Annotated in this window: 17 protein-coding genes, 4 tRNA genes and 2 rRNA genes; all 23 read right to left on the reverse strand. The window is 56.6% G+C overall.

Annotated features, from left to right (window positions below; genetic code table 11):
- Positions 1-25: 25 nt before the first annotated feature.
- The gene (gene rpsJ, locus VMP31_RS14955) at positions 26-337 is read right to left on the reverse strand and encodes a 30S ribosomal protein S10 (protein ID WP_010486970.1); all 312 of its coding nucleotides are present in this window, start codon (positions 335-337) and stop codon (positions 26-28) included.
- Between the two features lie 183 nt (positions 338-520).
- Positions 521-1,714, reverse strand: a complete 1,194-nt coding sequence (gene tuf / locus VMP31_RS14960; protein WP_136665592.1) for an elongation factor Tu — start codon at positions 1,712-1,714, stop codon at positions 521-523.
- A gap of 31 nt (positions 1,715-1,745) precedes the next feature.
- The gene (fusA, locus tag VMP31_RS14965) at positions 1,746-3,851 is read right to left on the reverse strand and encodes an elongation factor G (protein WP_325508435.1); all 2,106 of its coding nucleotides are present in this window, start codon (positions 3,849-3,851) and stop codon (positions 1,746-1,748) included.
- A 30-nt stretch (positions 3,852-3,881) separates the two neighbouring features.
- Positions 3,882-4,352 (reverse strand): 30S ribosomal protein S7, encoded by a 471-nt coding sequence (gene rpsG, locus VMP31_RS14970; RefSeq protein ID WP_010490886.1) that lies wholly within the window; start codon positions 4,350-4,352, stop codon positions 3,882-3,884.
- Between the two features lie 133 nt (positions 4,353-4,485).
- The gene (gene rpsL, locus VMP31_RS14975) at positions 4,486-4,857 is read right to left on the reverse strand and encodes a 30S ribosomal protein S12 (RefSeq protein WP_003463319.1); all 372 of its coding nucleotides are present in this window, start codon (positions 4,855-4,857) and stop codon (positions 4,486-4,488) included.
- Positions 4,858-5,017: 160 nt separating this feature from the next.
- Positions 5,018-9,217 (reverse strand): DNA-directed RNA polymerase subunit beta', encoded by a 4,200-nt coding sequence (rpoC, locus tag VMP31_RS14980; protein WP_325508437.1) that lies wholly within the window; start codon positions 9,215-9,217, stop codon positions 5,018-5,020.
- A 64-nt stretch (positions 9,218-9,281) separates the two neighbouring features.
- Positions 9,282-13,355, reverse strand: a complete 4,074-nt coding sequence (gene rpoB, locus VMP31_RS14985) for a DNA-directed RNA polymerase subunit beta (RefSeq protein WP_325508439.1) — start codon at positions 13,353-13,355, stop codon at positions 9,282-9,284.
- 219 nt (positions 13,356-13,574) lie between these two features.
- Positions 13,575-13,940, reverse strand: coding sequence for a 50S ribosomal protein L7/L12 (gene rplL / locus VMP31_RS14990; protein WP_325508441.1), 366 nt, complete (start codon positions 13,938-13,940; stop codon positions 13,575-13,577).
- Between the two features lie 79 nt (positions 13,941-14,019).
- Complete coding sequence (rplJ, locus tag VMP31_RS14995; protein ID WP_325508443.1) at positions 14,020-14,520, reverse strand: 50S ribosomal protein L10; 501 nt, start codon at positions 14,518-14,520, stop codon at positions 14,020-14,022.
- A gap of 214 nt (positions 14,521-14,734) precedes the next feature.
- Positions 14,735-15,430 (reverse strand): 50S ribosomal protein L1, encoded by a 696-nt coding sequence (gene rplA, locus VMP31_RS15000; RefSeq protein ID WP_274087698.1) that lies wholly within the window; start codon positions 15,428-15,430, stop codon positions 14,735-14,737.
- On the reverse strand, positions 15,430-15,861 hold the full coding sequence (rplK, locus tag VMP31_RS15005) for a 50S ribosomal protein L11 (protein WP_069522401.1): 432 nt from the start codon (positions 15,859-15,861) through the stop codon (positions 15,430-15,432). The genes rplA and rplK overlap by 1 nt, the downstream gene beginning before the upstream one ends.
- A gap of 116 nt (positions 15,862-15,977) precedes the next feature.
- On the reverse strand, positions 15,978-16,511 hold the full coding sequence (gene nusG, locus VMP31_RS15010) for a transcription termination/antitermination protein NusG (RefSeq protein WP_305624691.1): 534 nt from the start codon (positions 16,509-16,511) through the stop codon (positions 15,978-15,980).
- Between the two features lie 9 nt (positions 16,512-16,520).
- Complete coding sequence (secE, locus tag VMP31_RS15015; protein ID WP_325508449.1) at positions 16,521-16,889, reverse strand: preprotein translocase subunit SecE; 369 nt, start codon at positions 16,887-16,889, stop codon at positions 16,521-16,523.
- Between the two features lie 45 nt (positions 16,890-16,934).
- Positions 16,935-17,010, reverse strand: a tRNA-Trp gene (locus tag VMP31_RS15020).
- 53 nt (positions 17,011-17,063) lie between these two features.
- Entirely contained in the window at positions 17,064-18,257 is a 1,194-nt protein-coding gene (gene tuf / locus VMP31_RS15025; RefSeq protein ID WP_325508451.1) for an elongation factor Tu, read from the reverse strand.
- Positions 18,258-18,341: 84 nt separating this feature from the next.
- Positions 18,342-18,417 (reverse strand) — tRNA-Thr (locus VMP31_RS15030).
- Positions 18,418-18,443: 26 nt separating this feature from the next.
- Positions 18,444-18,517 (reverse strand) — tRNA-Gly (locus VMP31_RS15035).
- Between the two features lie 24 nt (positions 18,518-18,541).
- Positions 18,542-18,626, reverse strand: a tRNA-Tyr gene (locus VMP31_RS15040).
- A gap of 141 nt (positions 18,627-18,767) precedes the next feature.
- Complete coding sequence (locus VMP31_RS15045; protein ID WP_325508453.1) at positions 18,768-19,439, reverse strand: SPOR domain-containing protein; 672 nt, start codon at positions 19,437-19,439, stop codon at positions 18,768-18,770.
- Between the two features lie 8 nt (positions 19,440-19,447).
- Entirely contained in the window at positions 19,448-20,194 is a 747-nt protein-coding gene (locus VMP31_RS15050; RefSeq protein WP_325508455.1) for a pantothenate kinase, read from the reverse strand.
- Positions 20,184-21,149 carry a bifunctional biotin--[acetyl-CoA-carboxylase] ligase/biotin operon repressor BirA gene (birA, locus tag VMP31_RS15055; RefSeq protein ID WP_325508457.1) on the reverse strand — a complete coding sequence of 322 codons (966 nt, stop codon included), beginning with the start codon at positions 21,147-21,149 and terminating at the stop codon, positions 20,184-20,186. Before birA ends, VMP31_RS15050 begins: the two co-directional genes overlap by 11 nt.
- A 186-nt stretch (positions 21,150-21,335) precedes the next feature.
- Positions 21,336-21,451: ribosomal RNA gene (gene rrf, locus VMP31_RS15060) — 5S ribosomal RNA — on the reverse strand.
- 135 nt (positions 21,452-21,586) lie between these two features.
- Positions 21,587-21,899: ribosomal RNA gene (locus VMP31_RS15065) — 23S ribosomal RNA — on the reverse strand; the annotation flags it as partial.

Consider the following 21,899-nt stretch of genomic DNA (forward strand, 5'->3'; position numbering starts at 1 on the left):
TACACGACTAAGACCTAAGACGGTCTTAGCCGAGGCTGATCTGCACTTCCACGCCAGCCGCAAGGTCGAGCTTCATCAGCGCGTCAACGGTTTTATCCGTTGGCTGGACGATGTCCAGAACACGCTTATGAGTACGGATCTCGAACTGATCCCGCGCGTCTTTGTTGACGTGCGGAGAAGTCAGTACGGTAAACCGCTCTTTGCGGGTAGGCAGAGGAATCGGACCACGCACCTGAGCACCAGTACGTTTCGCGGTTTCCACGATTTCCTGGGTTGATTGATCGATCAGGCGATGGTCAAAAGCCTTCAACCGAATACGGATTTGTTGGTTTTGCATTTTGACCTCAGATTCCAAGCTGCTATTCCCAACGGACGCAGTACGCCCGTTAAAAGGAGGCGTGATTCTATAGACGCCCCTAGCAGGTGTCAACCCAATAAGAAAATGGCCTGAAGGGTGACCGCCAGGGATGGCGGAAATAAAAAAGCCCCCGCAAGCGGAGGCTTTTTCTTAAACCATCACTTACGCGATGATTTTGGCTACGACGCCAGCGCCGACGGTACGACCGCCTTCACGAATGGCGAAACGCAGGCCTTCTTCCATTGCGATGGTTTTGATCAGAGTGACAGTCATCTGGATGTTGTCACCTGGCATTACCATCTCAACGCCTTCCGGCAGTTCGCAGTTACCAGTTACGTCAGTAGTACGGAAGTAGAACTGAGGACGGTAGCCTTTGAAGAACGGAGTATGACGGCCGCCTTCTTCTTTGCTCAGCACATACACTTCTGCAGTGAAGGTGGTGTGCGGCTTGACCGAACCTGGCTTGACCAGAACCTGGCCACGCTCCACGTCGTCACGCTTGGTGCCACGCAGCAGAACGCCGCAGTTCTCACCAGCACGACCTTCGTCGAGCAGCTTGCGGAACATCTCAACACCGGTACAGGTGGTCTTGGTGGTATCACGCAGACCAACAATTTCCAGTTCTTCCTGGATCTTGATGATGCCACGCTCGATACGGCCAGTTACCACGGTGCCACGACCGGAGATCGAGAACACGTCTTCGATTGGCATCAGGAAAGGCTTGTCGATCGCACGTACTGGATCTGGAATGTAGGTATCCAGAGTCTCAACGAGCTTACGAACGGCAGTGGTGCCCATTTCGTTGTCGTCTTGACCGTTCAGCGCCATCAGAGCGGAACCGATGATGATCGGCGTGTCGTCGCCCGGGAAATCGTAAGTGCTGAGCAGGTCACGCACTTCCATTTCAACCAGCTCCAGCAGCTCAGCGTCGTCAACCATGTCAGCCTTGTTCAGGAAGACAACGATGTACGGAACACCTACCTGACGGGACAACAGGATGTGCTCGCGAGTCTGCGGCATCGGGCCATCAGCAGCCGAGCAAACCAGGATAGCGCCGTCCATCTGCGCAGCACCGGTGATCATGTTCTTCACATAGTCAGCGTGACCTGGGCAGTCAACGTGAGCGTAGTGACGAATCGAAGAGTTGTACTCAACGTGCGCGGTGTTGATGGTGATACCACGAGCCTTCTCTTCCGGAGCGCTGTCGATCTTGTCGAAAGCAACAACGGCGCTACCGAACACTTCGGAGCAAACGCGAGTCAGAGCGGCGGTCAGCGTGGTTTTACCATGGTCAACGTGACCGATGGTGCCAACGTTAACGTGGGGTTTGCTACGTTCAAATTTTTCTTTAGCCACGACAATTAACTCCTAGCTTAAAGGGGCTGAATCAGCCTTGTTTTTTGGTTACAGACTCGACGATGTGCGACGGGGCTGTGTTGTATTTTTTGAATTCCATAGAGTAGCTTGCGCGACCCTGAGACATGGAACGGACGTCGGTCGCATAACCGAACATCTCACCCAGCGGCACTTCAGCACGAATCACCTTACCGGAGATTGTGTCTTCCATACCCAGGATCATGCCGCGACGGCGGTTAAGGTCGCCCATCACGTCACCCATGTAGTCTTCTGGGGTAACAACCTCTACCGCCATGATCGGCTCGAGCAACTCACCACCGCCCTTCTGGGCCAGTTGCTTGGTCGCCATGGAAGCAGCCACCTTGAACGCCATCTCGTTGGAGTCGACGTCATGGTAGGAACCATCGAACACGGTAGCCTTCAGGCCGATCAGCGGATAACCGGCAACGACGCCGTTCTTCATCTGCTCTTCGATACCCTTCTGGATAGCCGGGATGTATTCCTTCGGAATCACACCACCCACTACTTCGTTCACGAACTGCAGACCTTCCTGACCTTCGTCAGCAGGTGCAAAGCGAACCCAGCAGTGACCGAACTGACCACGACCACCGGACTGACGCACGAACTTGCCTTCGATTTCACAGCTCTTCGTGATGCGCTCACGATAGGAAACCTGAGGCTTACCGATGTTGGCTTCGACGTTGAACTCGCGGCGCATGCGGTCGACCAGGATGTCCAGGTGCAACTCGCCCATACCGGAGATGATCGTCTGACCAGTCTCTTCATCAGTTTTGACGCGGAAAGATGGATCTTCCTGAGCAAGTTTGCCCAGAGCGATACCCATTTTTTCCTGGTCGTCCTTGGTCTTAGGCTCTACGGCAACCGAAATAACCGGCTCCGGGAAGTCCATGCGAACCAGGATGATTGGCTTGTCAGCGTTGCACAGAGTCTCACCAGTGGTGACGTCCTTCATGCCGATCAAGGCCGCGATGTCACCAGCGCGTACTTCCTTGATCTCTTCGCGGGCGTTTGCGTGCATTTGCACCATACGACCCACGCGCTCTTTTTTACCTTTAACCGAGTTGATCACGCCGTCACCGGAGGCCAACACGCCCGAGTAAACGCGGACGAAGGTCAAGGTACCCACGAATGGGTCGGTAGCGATCTTGAACGCCAGAGCCGAGAACGGCTCGCTGTCGTCTGCATGACGCTCCAGCTGAATTTCCTCGTTATCCGGGTCAGTACCCTTGATAGCAGGAATGTCAGTCGGCGCAGGCAGGAAGTCGATAACGGCGTCGAGAACCAGGGGAACACCCTTGTTCTTGAAGGAAGAACCGCAAACAGCCAGAACGATTTCACCAGCGATAGTACGCTGACGCAGAGCGCCCTTGATTTCTTCGATGGTGAGGTCTTCACCTTCGAGGTACTTGTTCATCAGCTCTTCGTTGGCTTCGGCCGCAGCCTCAACCATGTTGCCGCGCCACTTCTCGGCTTCTTCCAGCAGTTCAGCTGGAATGTCCTTGCGAACAGGGACCATGCCTTTGTCAGCATCGTTCCAGTAGACAGCTTGCATGTTGATCAGATCGATCTGACCCTGGAAGTTGTCTTCAGCACCGATAGCCAGCTGGATCGGCACCGGAGTGTGACCCAGGCGCTGCTTGATCTGAGCGATCACGCGCAGGAAGTCAGCACCGGCACGATCCATCTTGTTGACGTAAACAAGACGTGGAACGCCGTACTTGTTGGCCTGACGCCATACGGTTTCCGACTGAGGCTCAACGCCCGAGGTACCGCAGAACACAACGACAGCGCCGTCGAGTACACGCAGCGAACGCTCAACTTCAATGGTGAAGTCCACGTGGCCGGGGGTATCGATGACGTTGAAGCGGTGCTCGTCCTTGTACTGCTTCTCGGAACCCTTCCAGAAGGCGGTAATGGCAGCAGAAGTAATGGTGATACCACGCTCCTGCTCCTGCACCATCCAGTCGGTGGTCGCGGCGCCGTCATGCACCTCGCCCATCTTGTGGCTTTTGCCAGTGTAGAAAAGCACACGCTCAGTGGTCGTGGTTTTACCCGCGTCCACGTGAGCCACGATACCGATGTTACGGTACCGGTTAATCGGTGTAGTACGAGCCATAAAGCCCTCGCAAATTTAGAAGCGCGATAATTAGAAGCGGTAGTGCGAGAAAGCCTTGTTGGCTTCAGCCATACGGTGCACGTCTTCACGCTTCTTAACTGCAGCACCTTTGCCTTCAGCGGCATCGAGCAATTCGCCAGCCAAACGCAGAGCCATAGACTTCTCGCCACGCTTACGGGCGAAATCTACCAGCCAGCGCATGGCAAGAGCGTTACGACGGGACGGACGAACTTCGACCGGAACCTGGTAAGTAGCACCGCCTACACGGCGCGACTTTACTTCGACCAGCGGAGCGATGGCGTCGAGAGCTTTCTCGAAGATTTCCAGGGGATCGCTGTTCTTACGCTCTTTAACCTTGTCCAGGGCGCCATAAACGATACGCTCGGCAACGGCTTTCTTGCCGCTTTCCATCACGTGGTTCATGAACTTGGCCAGGATTTGGCTTCCGTATTTTGGATCGTCAAGCACTTCGCGCTTGGCTGCTACACGACGTCTTGGCATTTGATAAGCCCTCAAACGGTCTTCAGGTTAGCCCGGGACTGCATCGCTAGATGGACGCCCGACCTTACTCTTATCGACTCAGATAAATAAAAAACTGCAATTCGGTGCAAGCACCGGGCACTTCAAACGCCTATTACTTCGGACGCTTGGTACCGTACTTCGAACGACCCTGCTTACGGTCCTTAACGCCGGAGGTATCCAGCGAACCGCGCACGGTGTGGTAACGCACACCTGGCAAGTCTTTTACACGGCCGCCGCGAATCAGTACCACGCTGTGCTCTTGCAGGTTGTGGCCTTCACCGCCGATGTACGAGGAAACCTCGAAACCGTTGGTCAGACGCACACGGCATACTTTACGCAGTGCCGAGTTAGGTTTTTTCGGCGTAGTGGTGTACACGCGAGTGCACACACCACGACGCTGCGGGCAGTTCTGCAGCGCAGGTACGTCGGATTTCTCGACGATACGCTTGCGCGGCTGACGTACCAGCTGGTTGATAGTTGCCATCTATAAGCTCCACTGTTGTCTTTCGACGCTATTACCCTACTAAGGAAAGCAAAATGGCAGAGCGCGTGCCCTGCCAAATTTAGGGGTGCATGAGTCTAAAGAGACCCACGCTCCCCGTCAAGGCAAAGCCCCGGTCGATTACTCGGCCGGGGCTTCACACTCAATTGCTGCTGGAGTTCAGCGCTTCGGTCAGTGCGGCTTCCACTTCACTGGCGCTGACACGTACCGGCTGAGCCGCTTCACGCTTGCGCTTGCGCTCGCTGTGATAAGCCAGACCGGTACCGGCCGGGATCAGACGACCCACGACCACGTTTTCTTTCAGGCCACGCAGGTAGTCGCGCTTGCCAGTAACTGCCGCTTCGGTAAGCACGCGGGTGGTTTCCTGGAAGGAGGCCGCCGAGATAAACGACTCGGTGGACAACGACGCCTTGGTGATACCCAGCAATACGCGGGTGTACTTGGCAACGAACTTGTCATCTGCAGCCAGACGCTCGTTTTCGCCCAGTACCGCGGTCAACTCCATCTGGTCGCCCTTGATGAAGGTGGAATCGCCCGACTCAGCCACTTCAACCTTGCGCAGCATCTGGCGCAGGATGGTTTCGATGTGCTTGTCGTTGATCTTCACGCCTTGCAGGCGGTACACGTCCTGGATCTCGTTGACGATGTACTTGGCCAGCGCGCTGACACCCAGCAAGCGCAGGATATCGTGCGGGTCGCTCGGACCGTCGGAGATAACTTCACCCTTGTTGACCTGCTCACCTTCGAACACGTTCAGGTGACGCCACTTCGGAATCAGCTCCTCGTACGGATCACTACCGTCGTTCGGGGTAATGACCAGACGGCGCTTGCCTTTGGTCTCTTTACCGAACGCGATGGTGCCGCTGATTTCAGCCAGAATCGAGGCTTCTTTCGGACGACGCGCTTCGAACAGGTCGGCAACGCGCGGCAAACCACCGGTGATGTCGCGAGTCTTGGAAGTCTCTTGCGGGATACGGGCGATAACATCACCCACGCCCACCTGAGCACCGTTCGCCACACCCACCAGGGCGTTTGCCGGCAGGAAGTACTGAGCCATTACATCGGTACCTGGCAGCAGCAAATCCTTGCCATCTTCGCCAACCATCTTCACCGCAGGACGGATGTCCTTGCCGGCAGCCGGACGATCTTTCGGATCGAGGACTTCGATGTTGGTCAAACCGGTCAATTCGTCGGTCTGACGCTTGATGGTGATGCCTTCTTCCATACCCACGTAGGTCACGGTACCTTTCATTTCGGTAACGATCGGGTGGGTGTGCGGGTCCCACTTGGCGACGATAGCGCCAGCGTCGACCTTGTCGCCTTCCTTCACAGAAATCACGGCACCGTACGGCAGCTTGTAGCGCTCGCGCTCACGACCGAACTCGTCGGCAATCGCCAGCTCGCCGGAGCGGGAAACCGCCACCAGGTTGCCGTCGAGACGCTCAACGTGCTTCAGGTTGTGCAGACGAACCGCACCGCCGTTCTTCACTTGTACGCTGTCAGCAGCCGAGGTCCGGCTAGCCGCACCACCGATGTGGAACGTACGCATGGTCAGCTGGGTACCCGGCTCACCGATCGACTGAGCAGCGATAACGCCGACTGCTTCACCGATGTTGATCTGGTGACCACGAGCCAGGTCGCGACCGTAGCACTTGGCGCAGATGCCGTAGCGGGTTTCACAGCTGATCGGCGAACGCACGATCACTTCGTCGATGCTGTTCAGCTCGATGAATTCAACCCACTGCTCGTCAACCAGAGTACCGGCTGGAACGATGACTTCTTCGGTGCCTGGCTTGAACACGTCACGGGCAATAACTCGACCCAGTACGCGCTCACCCAGTGGCTCAACTACGTCACCGCCTTCAATGTGCGGTGTCATCAGCAGGCCGTGCTCGGTGCCGCAATCGATTGCGGTAACCACCAGATCCTGCGCCACGTCTACCAGACGACGAGTCAGGTAACCGGAGTTGGCAGTTTTCAACGCGGTATCCGCAAGACCCTTACGAGCACCGTGCGTCGAGATGAAGTACTGCAGAACCGACAGACCTTCGCGGAAGTTCGCGGTGATCGGCGTTTCGATGATCGAGCCGTCTGGCTTGGCCATCAGACCACGCATACCAGCGAGCTGACGGATCTGCGCAGCAGAACCCCGCGCACCGGAGTCGGCCATCATGTACATGGAGTTGAACGACTCCTGCTCGACGGTCTTGCCATCGCGATCGACGACAGATTCCTTCGACAGGTTGGCCATCATCGCCTTCGACACTTCGTCGTTGGCCTTGGACCAGAGGTCGATCACCTTGTTGTACTTCTCGCCCTGGGTTACCAGGCCGGAGGCGTACTGCGATTCGATCTCTTTAACTTCCTCGGTGGCGGCGTCAATGATGCGCGCCTTCTCATCCGGGATAACGAAGTCGTTCACGCCGATCGACACACCGGAGATGGTCGAATAGGCGAAACCGGTGTACATCAGCTGGTCAGCGAAGATCACGGTGTCTTTCAAGCCAACGGTGCGGTAGCACTGGTTGATCAGCTTGGAGATCGCCTTCTTCTTCATCGACTGGTTGACCACGTCATAGGACAGGCCATCCGGCACGATCTGGAACAGCAGCGCACGGCCGACAGTGGTGTCGACGATACGGGTGTTCTTGGTGATGGTGCCGTCGCGGTCACGGATCACTTCGTTGATGCGCACTTTTACGCGAGCATGCAGCGAGGCTTCGCCACCACGGAAAACCCGGTCAACTTCCTGCAGGTCAGCGAATACGCGGCCTTCGCCCTTGGCGTTGATCGCTTCGCGGGTCATGTAATACAGACCCAGTACCACGTCCTGGGACGGTACGATGATTGGCTCACCGTTGGCAGGCGACAGGATGTTGTTGGTCGACATCATCAGTGCGCGCGCTTCCAGCTGGGCTTCCAGCGTCAGCGGTACGTGCACAGCCATCTGGTCACCGTCGAAGTCGGCGTTGTACGCGGCGCAGACCAGCGGGTGCAGCTGAATCGCTTTACCTTCGATCAGAACCGGTTCAAACGCCTGGATGCCCAGACGGTGAAGGGTTGGTGCACGGTTGAGCAGCACGGGGTGTTCGCGAATCACTTCGGCGAGAACGTCCCACACCTCTGGCAGCTCGCGCTCGACCATCTTCTTGGCGGCCTTGATGGTGGTCGCCAGACCACGCATTTCCAGCTTGCCGAAGATGAACGGCTTGAACAGCTCGAGAGCCATCTTCTTCGGCAGACCGCACTGGTGCAGACGCAGAGTCGGGCCCACGGTAATTACCGAACGACCGGAGTAGTCCACGCGCTTACCGAGCAGGTTCTGACGGAAGCGACCTTGCTTACCCTTGATCATGTCAGCCAGCGACTTCAGCGGACGCTTGTTCGAGCCAGTGATGGCGCGACCGCGACGGCCGTTGTCGAGCAGGGCGTCGACCGCTTCCTGCAGCATGCGCTTTTCGTTGCGCACGATGATGTCCGGTGCGGACAGATCGAGCAGGCGCTTGAGGCGGTTGTTACGGTTGATCACGCGGCGATACAGATCGTTGAGATCCGAAGTCGCGAAGCGGCCACCGTCGAGCGGAACCAGCGGACGCAGATCTGGCGGCAGAACCGGCAGAACGGTCAACACCATCCACTCAGGCAGGTTGCCCGAGCCGAGGAAGGCTTCCATCAGCTTCAGGCGCTTGGACAGCTTCTTGATCTTGGTTTCCGAGTTGGTTTGCGGAATTTCTTCGCGCAGACGGCCAATCTCGTGCTCCAGGTCGATCGCGTGCAGCAGTTCGCGAACGGCTTCAGCACCCATGCGGGCGTCGAAGTCATCACCGAACTCTTCGAGGGCTTCGAAGTACTGCTCGTCGTTCAGCAGCTGGCCTTTTTCAAGGGTGGTCATGCCTGGGTCGATAACGACATAGCTCTCGAAATAGAGAACGCGTTCGATATCACGCAGGGTCATGTCCATCAGCAAACCGATACGGCTCGGCAGGGACTTCAGGAACCAGATGTGGGCAACCGGCGAAGCCAGTTCGATGTGCGCCATGCGCTCACGACGAACCTTGGCCAGTGCAACTTCAACGCCGCACTTCTCGCAGATCACGCCGCGATGCTTCAAGCGCTTGTACTTACCGCACAGGCACTCGTAATCCTTTACCGGGCCAAAGATCTTGGCGCAGAACAGGCCGTCACGCTCAGGCTTGAACGTACGGTAGTTGATGGTTTCCGGTTTTTTAACTTCACCGAACGACCACGAACGGATCATCTCAGGCGAAGCAAGGCCGATGCGAATGGCATCGAACTCTTCGACTTGACCCTGGTTTTTCAGCAAATTCAGTAGGTCTTTCAAGGCCTTTCCTCCTGGCGGAGCAGAGAGCGGGCTGTGCAGCCCCGCTCTCGATTCGCGTCACGTGTTATTCGGTTTCCAGATCGATGTCGATACCCAGCGAACGGATCTCTTTGATCAGTACGTTGAAGGACTCGGGCATGCCCGGCTCCATACGGTGATCACCGTCCACGATGTTTTTGTACATCTTGGTACGGCCGTTCACGTCGTCCGACTTCACGGTCAGCATTTCCTGCAGGGTGTAGGCGGCGCCGTAAGCTTCCAGTGCCCAGACCTCCATCTCACCGAAGCGCTGACCACCGAACTGCGCCTTACCACCCAGCGGCTGCTGAGTAACCAGGCTGTAGGAACCCGTGGAACGCGCGTGCATCTTGTCGTCCACCAGGTGGTTCAGTTTCAGCATGTACATGTAGCCAACGGTGGTCGGACGCTCGAACTGGTTACCAGTACGGCCGTCGATCAGGCGCATCTGGCCGCTTTCTGGCAGGTCCGCCAGTTTCAGCATGGCCTTGATTTCGCTTTCCTTGGCACCGTCGAACACCGGGGTGGCCATTGGCACACCACCTTTGAGGTTGTGCGCCAGCCTCATGATTTCCTGATCACTCAGCTCATCCAGGTTTTCCTGACGGCCGCCGATCTCGTTGTAGATCTGCTGCATAAACTTGCGCAGCTCGGCGACTTTGCGTTGCTCTTCGAGCATGCGGTTGATCTTCTCGCCCAGACCTTTGGCCGCGAGGCCCAGGTGGGTTTCGAGGATCTGCCCGACGTTCATACGCGACGGTACGCCCAGCGGGTTGAGAACGATGTCGACCGGCGTACCGTTGACGTCGTGCGGCATGTCTTCAACCGGCATGATCACCGAGACCACACCCTTGTTACCGTGACGACCGGCCATCTTGTCGCCCGGCTGGATGCGGCGACGGATTGCCAGGTAGACCTTGACGATTTTCAGCACGCCTGGAGCCAGGTCATCGCCCTGCTGCAGTTTGCGCTTCTTGTCTTCGAACTTGTCGTCGAGCAGCTGACGGCGGTCGGAGATGTAGGCCTGGGCCTTTTCCAACTGCTCGTTCAGGGCATCGTCAGCCATGCGCAGCTTGAACCACTGGCCGCGCTCGAGGCCGTCGAGGAACTCGTCGGTGACTTCTGCGCCTTTCTTCAGGCCAGCGCCGCCTTCGGCTTTCTTACCAACCAGAGCGGAACGCAGACGTTCGAAGGTCGCGCCTTCAACGATGCGGAACTCTTCGTTCAGATCCTTACGGATCTCGTCGAGCTGGCTCTTCTCGATCGACAGGGCACGAGCATCACGCTCAACGCCGTCGCGGGTGAAGACCTGCACGTCGATAACGGTACCTTTGGTGCCAGTCGGCACGCGCAGGGAGGTGTCCTTAACGTCGGACGCCTTCTCACCGAAGATCGCACGCAGCAGCTTCTCTTCTGGAGTCAGTTGGGTTTCGCCTTTTGGCGTGACCTTGCCGACCAGAATGTCACCTGGGCCCACTTCAGCGCCGACATACACGATGCCTGCTTCGTCCAGCTTGTTCAGCGCAGACTCACCGACGTTCGGGATGTCGGAAGTGATTTCTTCCGAGCCGAGCTTGGTGTCACGCGCCACACAGGTCAGTTCCTGAATGTGGATGGTGGTGAAACGATCTTCTTGCACCACGCGCTCGGAGAGGCAGATGGAGTCTTCGAAGTTGTAACCGTTCCACGGCATGAACGCGACGCGCATGTTCTGCCCCAGTGCCAGTTCACCCATATCGGTGGACGGGCCGTCGGCCAGGATGTCGCTGCGTTCAACCTGATCGCCCTTGCTCACCAGCGGACGCTGGTTGATGCAGGTGTTCTGGTTGGAGCGGGTGTATTTGGTCAGGTTGTAGATGTCGACACCGGCTTCGCCAGTTTCAACTTCGTCGTCATTGACGCGAACTACAACACGGCTAGCATCGACCGAGTCGATCACACCGCCACGGCGAGCCACGACGCAAACGCCGGAGTCGCGCGCCACGTTGCGCTCCATGCCGGTACCTACCAGCGGCTTGTCAGCGCGCAGAGTCGGTACAGCCTGACGCTGCATGTTCGAACCCATCAACGCACGGTTGGCGTCGTCGTGCTCGAGGAACGGGATCAGCGAAGCGGCAACCGAAACTACCTGCTTGGGCGATACGTCCATCAGGGTGACGTCTTCAGGTGCCTTAACGGTGAATTCGTTGAGGTGACGTACAGCCACCAACTCATCAACCAGCTGACCTTTGTCGTTCATGGTCGCCGAAGCCTGGGCGATCACGTGATCGGCCTCTTCGATGGCGGACAGGAAGACGATTTCGTCGGTGACCAGGGTGTCCTTCACCACACGGTACGGGCTCTCGAGGAAGCCGTACTGGTTGGTGCGCGCATAGGCCGCCAGGGAGTTGATCAGACCGATGTTCGGACCTTCAGGGGTCTCGATCGGGCACACACGACCGTAGTGGGTCGGGTGTACGTCACGAACTTCGAAGCCGGCACGCTCACGGGTCAGACCGCCCGGGCCAAGAGCCGAAACACGGCGCTTGTGGGTGATCTCGGAGAGCGGGTTGTTCTGGTCCATAAACTGCGAGAGCTGGCTGGAACCGAAGAACTCTTTCACCGCCGCCGCAACCGGCTTGGCGTTGATCAGGTCCTGCGGCATCAGGCCTTCGCTTTCGGCCATCGACAGACGCTCTTTGACCGCACGCTCAACACGTACCAGGCCAACGCGGAACTGGTTCTCGGCCATTTCGCCTACACAGCGAACACGACGGTTACCCAGGTGGTCGATGTCGTCGACGATGCCTTTGCCGTTACGGATATCGACCAGGGTCTTGAGGACCGCAACGATATCTTCCTTGCTCAGCACACCCGAACCTTCGATCTCGGTGCGACCGATACGACGGTTGAACTTCATCCGGCCTACGGCCGACAGGTCGTAACGCTCGGCGCTGAAGAACAGGTTGTTGAACAGGGTCTCGGCAGCATCCTTGGTTGGCGGCTCGCCAGGACGCATCATGCGGTAGATCTCGACCAGTGCTTCCAACTGATTGGTGGTGCTGTCGATCTTCAAGGTATCGGAGATAAACGGACCGCAATCGATGTCGTTGGTGTACAGGGTCTCGATGCGCACGACCTGAGCCTTGACCACTTTGGCCAGGATCTCGACGTTCAGTTCGGTGTTGCACTCGGCGATGATTTCGCCGGTAGCCGGGTGCACGATGGCCTTGGCCGAGGTGCGACCGATCAGGTAGTCGATCGGTACTTCCAGCTCTTTGATGCCGGCTTTGTCCAGCTGGTTGATATGGCGCGCGGTAATCCGGCGACCCTGCTCAACGATGACCTTGCCCTTGTCGTCCAGTATGTCGAGGACGGCAATTTCACCACGCAGACGCTGCGGTACCAGTTCCAGGTTGAGGGATTCGCCCTTCACATGGAAAACGTTGGTCGCATAGAACGCGTCCAGCACTTCTTCAGTGCTGTAACCCAGCGCGCGCAGCAGCACGGAAGCCGGCAGCTTGCGACGACGGTCGATACGCACGAACACGGCGTCCTTCGGATCGAACTCGAAGTCCAGCCAAGAGCCGCGGTAAGGAATGATCCGCGCCGAGTACAGCAGCTTACCCGAGCTATGAGTCTTGCCACGGTCGTGGTCGAAGAACACACCTGGGGAGCGGTGCAGCTGGGAGACGATAACGCGCTCGGTACCGTTGATAACGAAGGTACCGTTCTCGGTCATGAGCGGAATTTCGCCCATGTACACTTCTTGCTCTTTGATGTCCTTGATCGCTTTATTCGACGATTCTTTGTCGAAAATGATCAGACGGACTTTTACCCGCAGCGGCACGGCATAGGTCACGCCACGCAGCGTACATTCCTTGACATCAAAAGCCGGCTCGCCCAGGCGATAACCGACATACTCCAGAGCAGCATTGCCGGAATAGCTGATAATCGGGAAAACAGACTTGAAGGCCGCATGCAGGCCAATGTCGCGGAACTGGTCCTTGGTCGCCCCTGCCTGCAGGAATTCGCGATACGAATCCAGCTGGATGGCCAGGAGATAAGGCACATCCATGACATCCGGCAACTTGCTAAAGTCCTTGCGGATACGTTTTTTCTCAGTATATGAGTAAGCCATCAGCGTTCCCCAGCTTGGTCACCTGCTTATTTGGCCCCTCCGACGGGAGTTGCCAGAAACTCTTGCAAACCCTAGGTTTGCGCCGTCACTTCGGACGGGTATTTCACGCCCCAGGTCAGCCTACGATTAGCCGACCTAGAACGGAAAAAGGCCGGTGGCAAAAGCCACCAGCCATCAGCCTTTCGCTTAACGCTTGGGCTGTAGACGCAAGGTCGTCGCTTACTTGAGCTCGACTTTGGCGCCTGCTTCTTCCAAGGCAGCCTTGGCTTTGTCAGCAGCGTCTTTAGCAACAGCTTCCAGGACCATTGCAGGTGCACCGTCAACTACAGCTTTGGCTTCTTTCAGGCCCAGACCGGTCAGTTCGCGAACTGCCTTGATCACGTTTACTTTCTTCTCGCCGGCTTCAAGCAGCATCACGTTGAATTCGGTTTGCTCTTCAACAACAGCGGCAGCAGCAGCTGGGCCAGCAGAGGCAACAGCAGCGGTAACGCCGAAGGTTTCTTCCATTGCTTTGATCAGTTCAACAACTTCCAGAACGGTTTTCTGGCCGATTGCTTCGATGATTTGTTCGTTAGTCAGAGACATGACTTTAAATCCTGTATTGGGGTGACAGCCTACGCAGCCATCAAATTAAACATATGATTTTGAAAGAGTTTGCGATGCATTAAGCAGCGGTAGCTTCTTTCTGGTCGCGAATGGCCGCCAGAGTACGAGCCAGCTTGCTGGTAGCGCCTTGGATCACGCTCATCAGCTTCGCAATGGCTTCGTCGCGAGTTGGCAGCGAAGCCAACACGTCGATCTCGTTTGCTGCGAGGAACTTGCCCTCAAACGCAGCTGCCTTGATCTCGAACTTGTCCTGACCCTTGGCGAACTCTTTGAAAATACGAGCAGCAGCGCCCGGATGTTCCTTGGAGAATGCAATCAGGGTCGGGCCTTTGAACACGTCGTTGAGGACCGAATACTCGGTGCCTTCAACAGCGCGCTTGAGCAGGGTATTACGTACAACACGTACGTATACGCCAGCTTCGCGGGCCTCTTTACGGAGTCCGGTCATAGCGCTTACAGTCACACCACGGGCATCAGCCACGACAGCGGACAGGGCGCCTTTGGCAGCCTCGTTGACTTCAGCGACGATGGCCTTCTTGTCTTCGAGTTTAATTGCCACGGGTTTAACTCCTGCTTGTTACCGTTTCATCTGGCCGAAGCCGGATGTCGTTTTGGTGTCTGATTCGGTAAGAATCGGGAGCACCATCTGCGTAGGCGACCTAGGATTTCTCCCAGGGTTTAAGACTTGCGCCACCTACGGTCTTGGATAGCCCCCGCCAGGCAGGGACCCCAAAGTTTCGAAGCAGCGCAATCGCTTGCGCTGCTTCTATGTATTACGCGTCGAGCGAGCCTTGATCGATGATCAGACCTGGACCCATGGTGGTGCTCAGGGTTACGCGCTTGACGTAGATGCCTTTCGAAGTCGATGGCTTCAGACGCTTGAGGTCAGAAATCAGCGCTTCAACGTTCTGCTTCAGCTTCTCGGCGTCAAAACCAACCTTGCCAACGGAGCCGTGGATGATGCCGTTCTTGTCAGTACGGAAACGTACTTGACCAGCCTTGGCATTCTTCACAGCGGTAGCAACGTCAGGGGTAACGGTACCGACTTTCGGGTTAGGCATCAGACCGCGCGGGCCGAGCACTTGACCGAGCTGACCAACAACGCGCATTGCATCCGGGGAAGCAATTACTACGTCATAGTTCAGGTCGCCGCCTTTCATTTCGGCAGCCAGATCGTCCATACCTACGCGGTCAGCGCCGGCAGCCAGAGCAGCTTCAGCAGCCGGGCCCTGGGTGAACACAGCAACGCGAACGCTTTTGCCCGAGCCGTTCGGCAGAACGGTGGCACCACGTACAACCTGGTCGGATTTACGCGGATCAACACCGAGGTTCACGGCGATATCGACGGACTCGGAGAACTTGACTGCGGACAGTTCAGCCAGCAGTGCGGCAGCTTCAACGAAGTTGTAAGCCTTACCAGCTTCAACTTTCTCAGCGATTGCCTTTTGACGCTTGGTCAACTTAGCCATTACACACCCTCCACGTTGAGGCCCATGCTACGAGCGGAGCCGGCGATGGTACGCACGGCCGCATCCATATCAGCGGCGGTCAGATCAGCCTGCTTGGTCTTGGCGATCTCTTCCAGCTGAGCACGGGTCACGGTACCGACTTTGACGGTGTTCGGACGAGCCGAACCGCTGGTCAGGCCTGCGGCCTTCTTCAGCAGAACCGAAGCCGGGGTGCTTTTGGTTTCAAAGGTGAAGCTGCGGTCGCTGTATACAGTGATGATCACTGGAGTCGGCAGACCAGGTTCCATGCCCTGGGTACGGGCGTTGAACGCCTTGCAGAATTCCATGATGTTCACACCATGCTGACCCAGAGCCGGGCCAACGGGCGGGCTTGGGTTGGCCTGTGCAGCCTTTACTTGCAGCTTGATATAAGCCGTGATTTTCTTAGCCATTAGCTACTCCAATTACGGGTTCTAGCGCCTTACGGCTCCCCGGTTATTACCTGTTTATCCCAGTGACGACAAAACCCCGCAGCCTATGGCTGCGGGGTAAGGGATGCGTATGTCAGTTATGCCTTTTCGACCTGACTGAACTCCAGCTCGACCGGGGTGGAGCGACCAAAGATGGTCACAGCAACCTGGATGCGGCTCTTTTCATAATTCACTTCTTCAACTACACCGCTGAAATCGGCAAACGGACCATCGGTCACGCGCACCATCTCACCCGGCTCGAACAAGGTCTTGGGTTTCGGCTTGTCACCACTGTCAGCAACACGGCGCAGGATCGCATCGGCTTCTTTTTCAGTGATCGGTGCCGGCTTATCAGCGGTACCGCCGATAAAGCCCATGACCCGCGGCGTATCCTTGATCAAGTGCCAAGTCGCCTCGTTCATTTCCATCTGCACCAGGACATAGCCCGGGAAGAACTTGCGCTCGCTTTTGCGCTTCTGACCATTGCGCATCTCGACCACTTCTTCAGTAGGCACGAGAATTTCACCAAAGCCATCTTCCATACCAGCGAGCTTCACACGCTCGATCAACGAGCGCATAACATGCTTCTCGTAACCCGAGTAAGCATGCACAACGTACCAACGCTTAGCCACGGGACACCTTTAACCGACAATCAACGAAATCAGCCAACCCAGCAGGGAATCAAGCCCCCACAACAACAACGCCATCACCAAAACAACAGCCACAACAATCAGCGTGGTCTGCGTGGTTTCTTGGCGGGTCGGCCAAACGACTTTACGAATCTCAACACGCGCTTCTTTTGCCAGAACGGAAAAGGCCTGACCTTTTGCCGTTTGCAACGCAATAAAACCTGCAACAGCCGCAATGACCAGCAGGGCTAATACGCGATACAGGATAGGCTCGGCAGAGAAGTACTGATTACCAACCACACCCACGACCACAAGCGCAGCAACAGCCAGCCACTTGATCAGATCAAAGCGTGATTCTTTGGCTTCAGCCTTAGCATTCATTTACGAGAATCCTGTTAAAAGACGCGCCAGATTCATAAGAGAAAATGGCAGGTCAGGAGGGAATCGAACCCCCAACCTACGGTTTTGGAGACCGTCGCTCTGCCAATTGAGCTACTGACCTAAAACAAAATCAGGCCGACCATTATGCCGGCCTGACGGGGACAGATCAATCGATTACTCGATGATCTTGGCTACGACACCCGCGCCGACGGTACGACCGCCTTCACGAATGGCGAAACGCAGGCCGTCTTCCATTGCGATGGTCTTGATCAGGGTAACGGTCATTTGCACGTTATCACCCGGCATTACCATCTCAACGCCTTCCGGCAGTTCGCAGTTACCAGTTACATCGGTAGTGCGGAAGTAGAACTGAGGACGATAGCCTTTGAAGAACGGAGTGTGACGACCGCCTTCTTCTTTGCTCAACACGTACACTTCTGCAGTGAACTTGGTGTGCGGCTTGACCGAACCCGGCTTGACCAGAACCTGGCCACGCTCTACGTCGTCACGCTTGGTGCCACGCAGCAGAACGCCGCAGTTCTCACCAGCACGACCTTCGTCGAGCAGCTTGCGGAACATCTCAACACCGGTACAGGTGGTCTTGGTTGTGTCGCGCAGACCAACGATCTCGATTTCTTCCTGGATCTTGACGATACCGCGCTCGATACGGCCAGTTACCACGGTGCCACGACCGGAGATCGAGAATACGTCCTCGATTGGCATCAGGAACGGCTTGTCGATGGCACGAACCGGCTCGGGGATGTAGCTGTCCAGAGTCTCAACCAACTTCTTGACGGCAGTGGTGCCCATCTCGTTGTCGTCTTGACCGTTCAGAGCCATCAGAGCGGAACCGATGATGATCGGAGTGTCGTCGCCCGGGAAATCGTAAGTGCTGAGCAGGTCACGCACTTCCATTTCCACCAGCTCCAGCAGCTCGGCATCGTCAACCATGTCAGCCTTGTTCAGGAAGACCACGATATACGGAACACCTACCTGACGGGACAGCAGGATGTGCTCGCGAGTCTGCGGCATCGGGCCGTCAGCAGCGGAGCAAACCAGGATAGCGCCGTCCATCTGCGCCGCACCGGTGATCATGTTTTTTACGTAGTCGGCGTGACCCGGGCAGTCAACGTGAGCGTAGTGACGCGCGGCCGAATCGTATTCAACGTGAGCGGTGTTGATGGTGATACCACGAGCTTTTTCTTCTGGGGCGCTGTCGATCTTGTCGAAGTCAACCTTGGCCGAACCGAATACTTCGGAGCAGACGCGGGTCAGAGCAGCAGTCAGAGTGGTTTTACCGTGGTCGACGTGGCCGATAGTGCCAACGTTGACGTGCGGCTTGTTACGTTCAAACTTTTCTTTAGCCATTTTGACCGTCTCCCAGCGAAGAATTGAGCAGGTATCACCGCCATTAAAACAAAGGCAGATACTCACATATCTGCCTTTATTAAATGGAGCTCATGAGCGGACTCGAACCGCTGACCTCACCCTTACCAAGGGTGTGCTCTACCAACTGAGCTACATGAGCGAAACATAGTGCGAAAACAACAATGCTGGAGCGGGTAGCGGGAATCGAACCCGCATCATCAGCTTGGAAGGCTGAGGTTCTACCACTGAACTATACCCGCGGAGCCTGCAGCTCTCGCTAAATCTGGTGGAGGGAGAAGGATTCGAACCTTCGAAGTCGATGACGTCAGATTTACAGTCTGATCCCTTTGGCCACTCGGGAATCCCTCCAAACGGGGCGGCATTCTCATTCGATGCCGACCTACTGTCAAGCAATTTCTCATTAAAAAACCTGAGGTTAGCTACATTGACAGCAACTTCGCAGAACACTTGTTAGCGCCACCCTGCGAAGCGGGCGCCATTCTATGCAATCTAGCCAGGGCTTGCAATCCCCTCGCACGGCATTAATTGATGTTGTAAGCCTTTGAAGTCAAAAGCCAAACGCTGCAACAACGAATCATCAGCCAGACGCCGGCTTTCCGGGGCTATGCGCACCCAAAAACTGCGGTGTGCACGGGTCAACTCCCTTAGCAGAGGCTCATATCCGGCGTCACGTAAGCGCTGCATTACACTTTCCGCCGAGTCGTTGCGCGGGAAAATGCCGAGCGAAATACCATTGGATAAATCACCCTGGGTAATGATGTAGCTATCGATCTTGCGCGCCTGCAGCTCTCGCAACTGACGCAGCGAAGCCTGGCGCGAGGCCAGCGGCGGTAGATACACCCAGTACTCGACGCCTGCCGCAGCATCCATCGACTGCACCCGCGAGCGAATATCCAGGCTCAGCAAACGCTGCTCGACGGCGGCGGCATCTTCAACTCGCTCAAAACTGCCAAGAAACAGACAGACAGCCTCAACAGGTTCCTCGGGCACACCCTGCCGTCGCGACGGGGCAGCCGACTCGCTCAACAGGCGTATATCACTCTTGGTCTGCGCAGCCAGCTGCAGAGGGGCAATTTCAGTAACCCGCAGCGGTGCCTGCTGTTGATGCCAGACGTAATAGAAAAGATTCAATACCACCAACCACAAAAACATCCAGCGCATGCATGACCTCAACGTAATGGACAGGCAATCGCCAAACCTACAAACACCAGACCCGGCATCACCCTTGCGCGCGGAAGCATAGCCGCCACCAGGGCAGCATCCCCCCCGGTAAGGAAGACTTCAAAGGTTTCCCCCAGCAACTCGGCCGCCAAGGCCAACTGACTATGCACAAACCCCTGCAGCATCAGGGAGCAGCCCCGCTCAACCGCCTCTGCAGTTGAGCGCCCCGGCCGCAGACTCTCAAGCGCTTGCCCAGCCTCGGTATCGGCATAACGCGTCCTGCGCGTGTGAGTGCGCAACTGGCTACGCATCAACGGCATACCCGGGCAGATAAAGCCTCCCAGATGCTGCCCATCTGCAGCGACAAAGTCAGCAGTCACTGCGGTCCCCAGATCCAGCACCAGACAAGCTGCCTGGGAGAACTGATAAGCCGCCACCAGCGCCAGCCAGCGATCCAGACCAAGGCGCTCATGCTGCTCGTAACCGTTGCGCACACCCGCCAACTCTAAAGCCGGACGCGCGCAATGGCATTGAATGGAAAAAGCCTGCTCCAGAGAACCGACCAGGCGTGCCGTTTCCTCATCGCTACGCACACTGACCATACGACAGATGAGAGGTGCAACGGACAGACTTTGAACAGCCTGCAGCAGCTCCTCATCCGAACCGACTACCCCGCCAGCCACAGCAAGCGAACTATCACGATCCAGCAGACGCCACTTAATCAGAGTATTACCGCAGTCGAGCTCAAGAATCATTGCGCAACCTCATGCTGAGCTCCCCACCGCTAAAGCTTTGCTCCTGCCCATCGACAAGCAGGCGTACCGCCCCAGAATGATCAACACCCAACACAATGCCTGTTACAGGCTCACTGCCAGCCGTCAGCATGACCTCGCGGCCCTGCCAAAGATGGCAGTCCTGCCACTCGCCCTGCAGCGCCGAAAACCCGTGGCGCAGCTGAATATCCAGGTAGCGCGATAGGTGGCGATTGAGCCCGGCTACCAGCTCATTGCGATTGATCACACGCCCCAACTCGGCACGCATGGAAGTCCAGGGCTGGCCTATCGCCGCCGAAGCGGCCGACAGCATGTTCACATTCAGGCCTATACCGATAACCACATGACAGACATCGGCAGGATCCCCCGACAGCTCAAGGAGAACGCCCGCCAGCTTGCGATCGCCAACCAGCACATCATTCGGCCACTTCAGCCCCGCCTCTACCACTCCGCTTTCGCGAATCACCTGAAGCAGCGCCAACCCCACAGCCAGACTCAGCCCCTCGAGTTGCCGCATGCCGCCCTCGACCCGCAGCACCAAGCTGTAATAGAGGTTCTCGCCAAACGGGCTGACCCAACTGCGACCACGTCGACCGCGCCCACTGGTCTGGCGCTCCGCCAGCACGACAAATGGCAGAGACTGCGCCACTTCAATTCGCCGCAACGCCTCCGCATTGGTCGAATCGACACTGGGCAACACCGTAACCGGCCACCCAGAACCCGTGGCGTTAGCTTCAATCCAGGCAGCATCCAACAACTGCAACGGGCTTTCCAGGCGATAGCCACGGCCACGCACCGTATGGATGGGCAGAGAGAGCTCGGCCTGGAGGGATTGCAACTGCTTCCATACAGCCGAGCGGCTGATCCCCAGCGACGCGCCCAGCGCCTCCCCCGAGTGAAACTGTCCATCTTGAAGAAGCTTTAACAATGGAAGCATGCCATTCCCACCACGCAATCAGGCACGCATGATAACGGCGGGCTGATAAGTTGCCTATCAAAGGTCTATGAGCTCGGAGATAAACCCGCATCAAACAACACCTTAGATCAGCGCATAATGCTTTATTTTCACGCAGGCAAAGTAAAACCCCCGACCAGTTTCCTGATCGGGGGTTTTGGTGTAGGTGCTTGACGATGACCTACTCTCACATGGGGAAACCCCACACTACCATTGGCGATGCATCGTTTCACTACTGAGTTCGGGATGGGATCAGGTGGTTCCAATGCTCTATGGTCGTCAAGCGATTCAGCGGGAGTCTCGTCGTTAGACGCGGCTCCGAATTGGGTATGTGATATCAGGTATTTGCGGTTCTTGCAGATTTTCGGCTGTTGCAGTCTTCATCTAGACACACAAACATCAAATTGTTTGGGTGTTATATGGTCAAGCCTCACGGGCAATTAGTATTGGTTAGCTCAACGCCTCACAGCGCTTACACACCCAACCTATCAACGTCGTAGTCTTCGACGGCCCTTTAGGGAACTCAAGGTTCCAGTGAGATCTCATCTCGAGGCAAGTTTCCCGCTTAGATGCTTTCAGCGGTTATCTTTTCCGAACATAGCTACCCGGCAATGCCACTGGCGTGACAACCGGAACACCAGAGGTTCGTCCACTCCGGTCCTCTCGTACTAGGAGCAGCCCCTCTCAAATCTCAAACGTCCACGGCAGATAGGGACCGAACTGTCTCACGAC

It is taken from the genome of Pseudomonas sp. (assembly GCF_035512415.1).
Lineage (GTDB): Bacteria > Pseudomonadota > Gammaproteobacteria > Pseudomonadales > Pseudomonadaceae > Aquipseudomonas.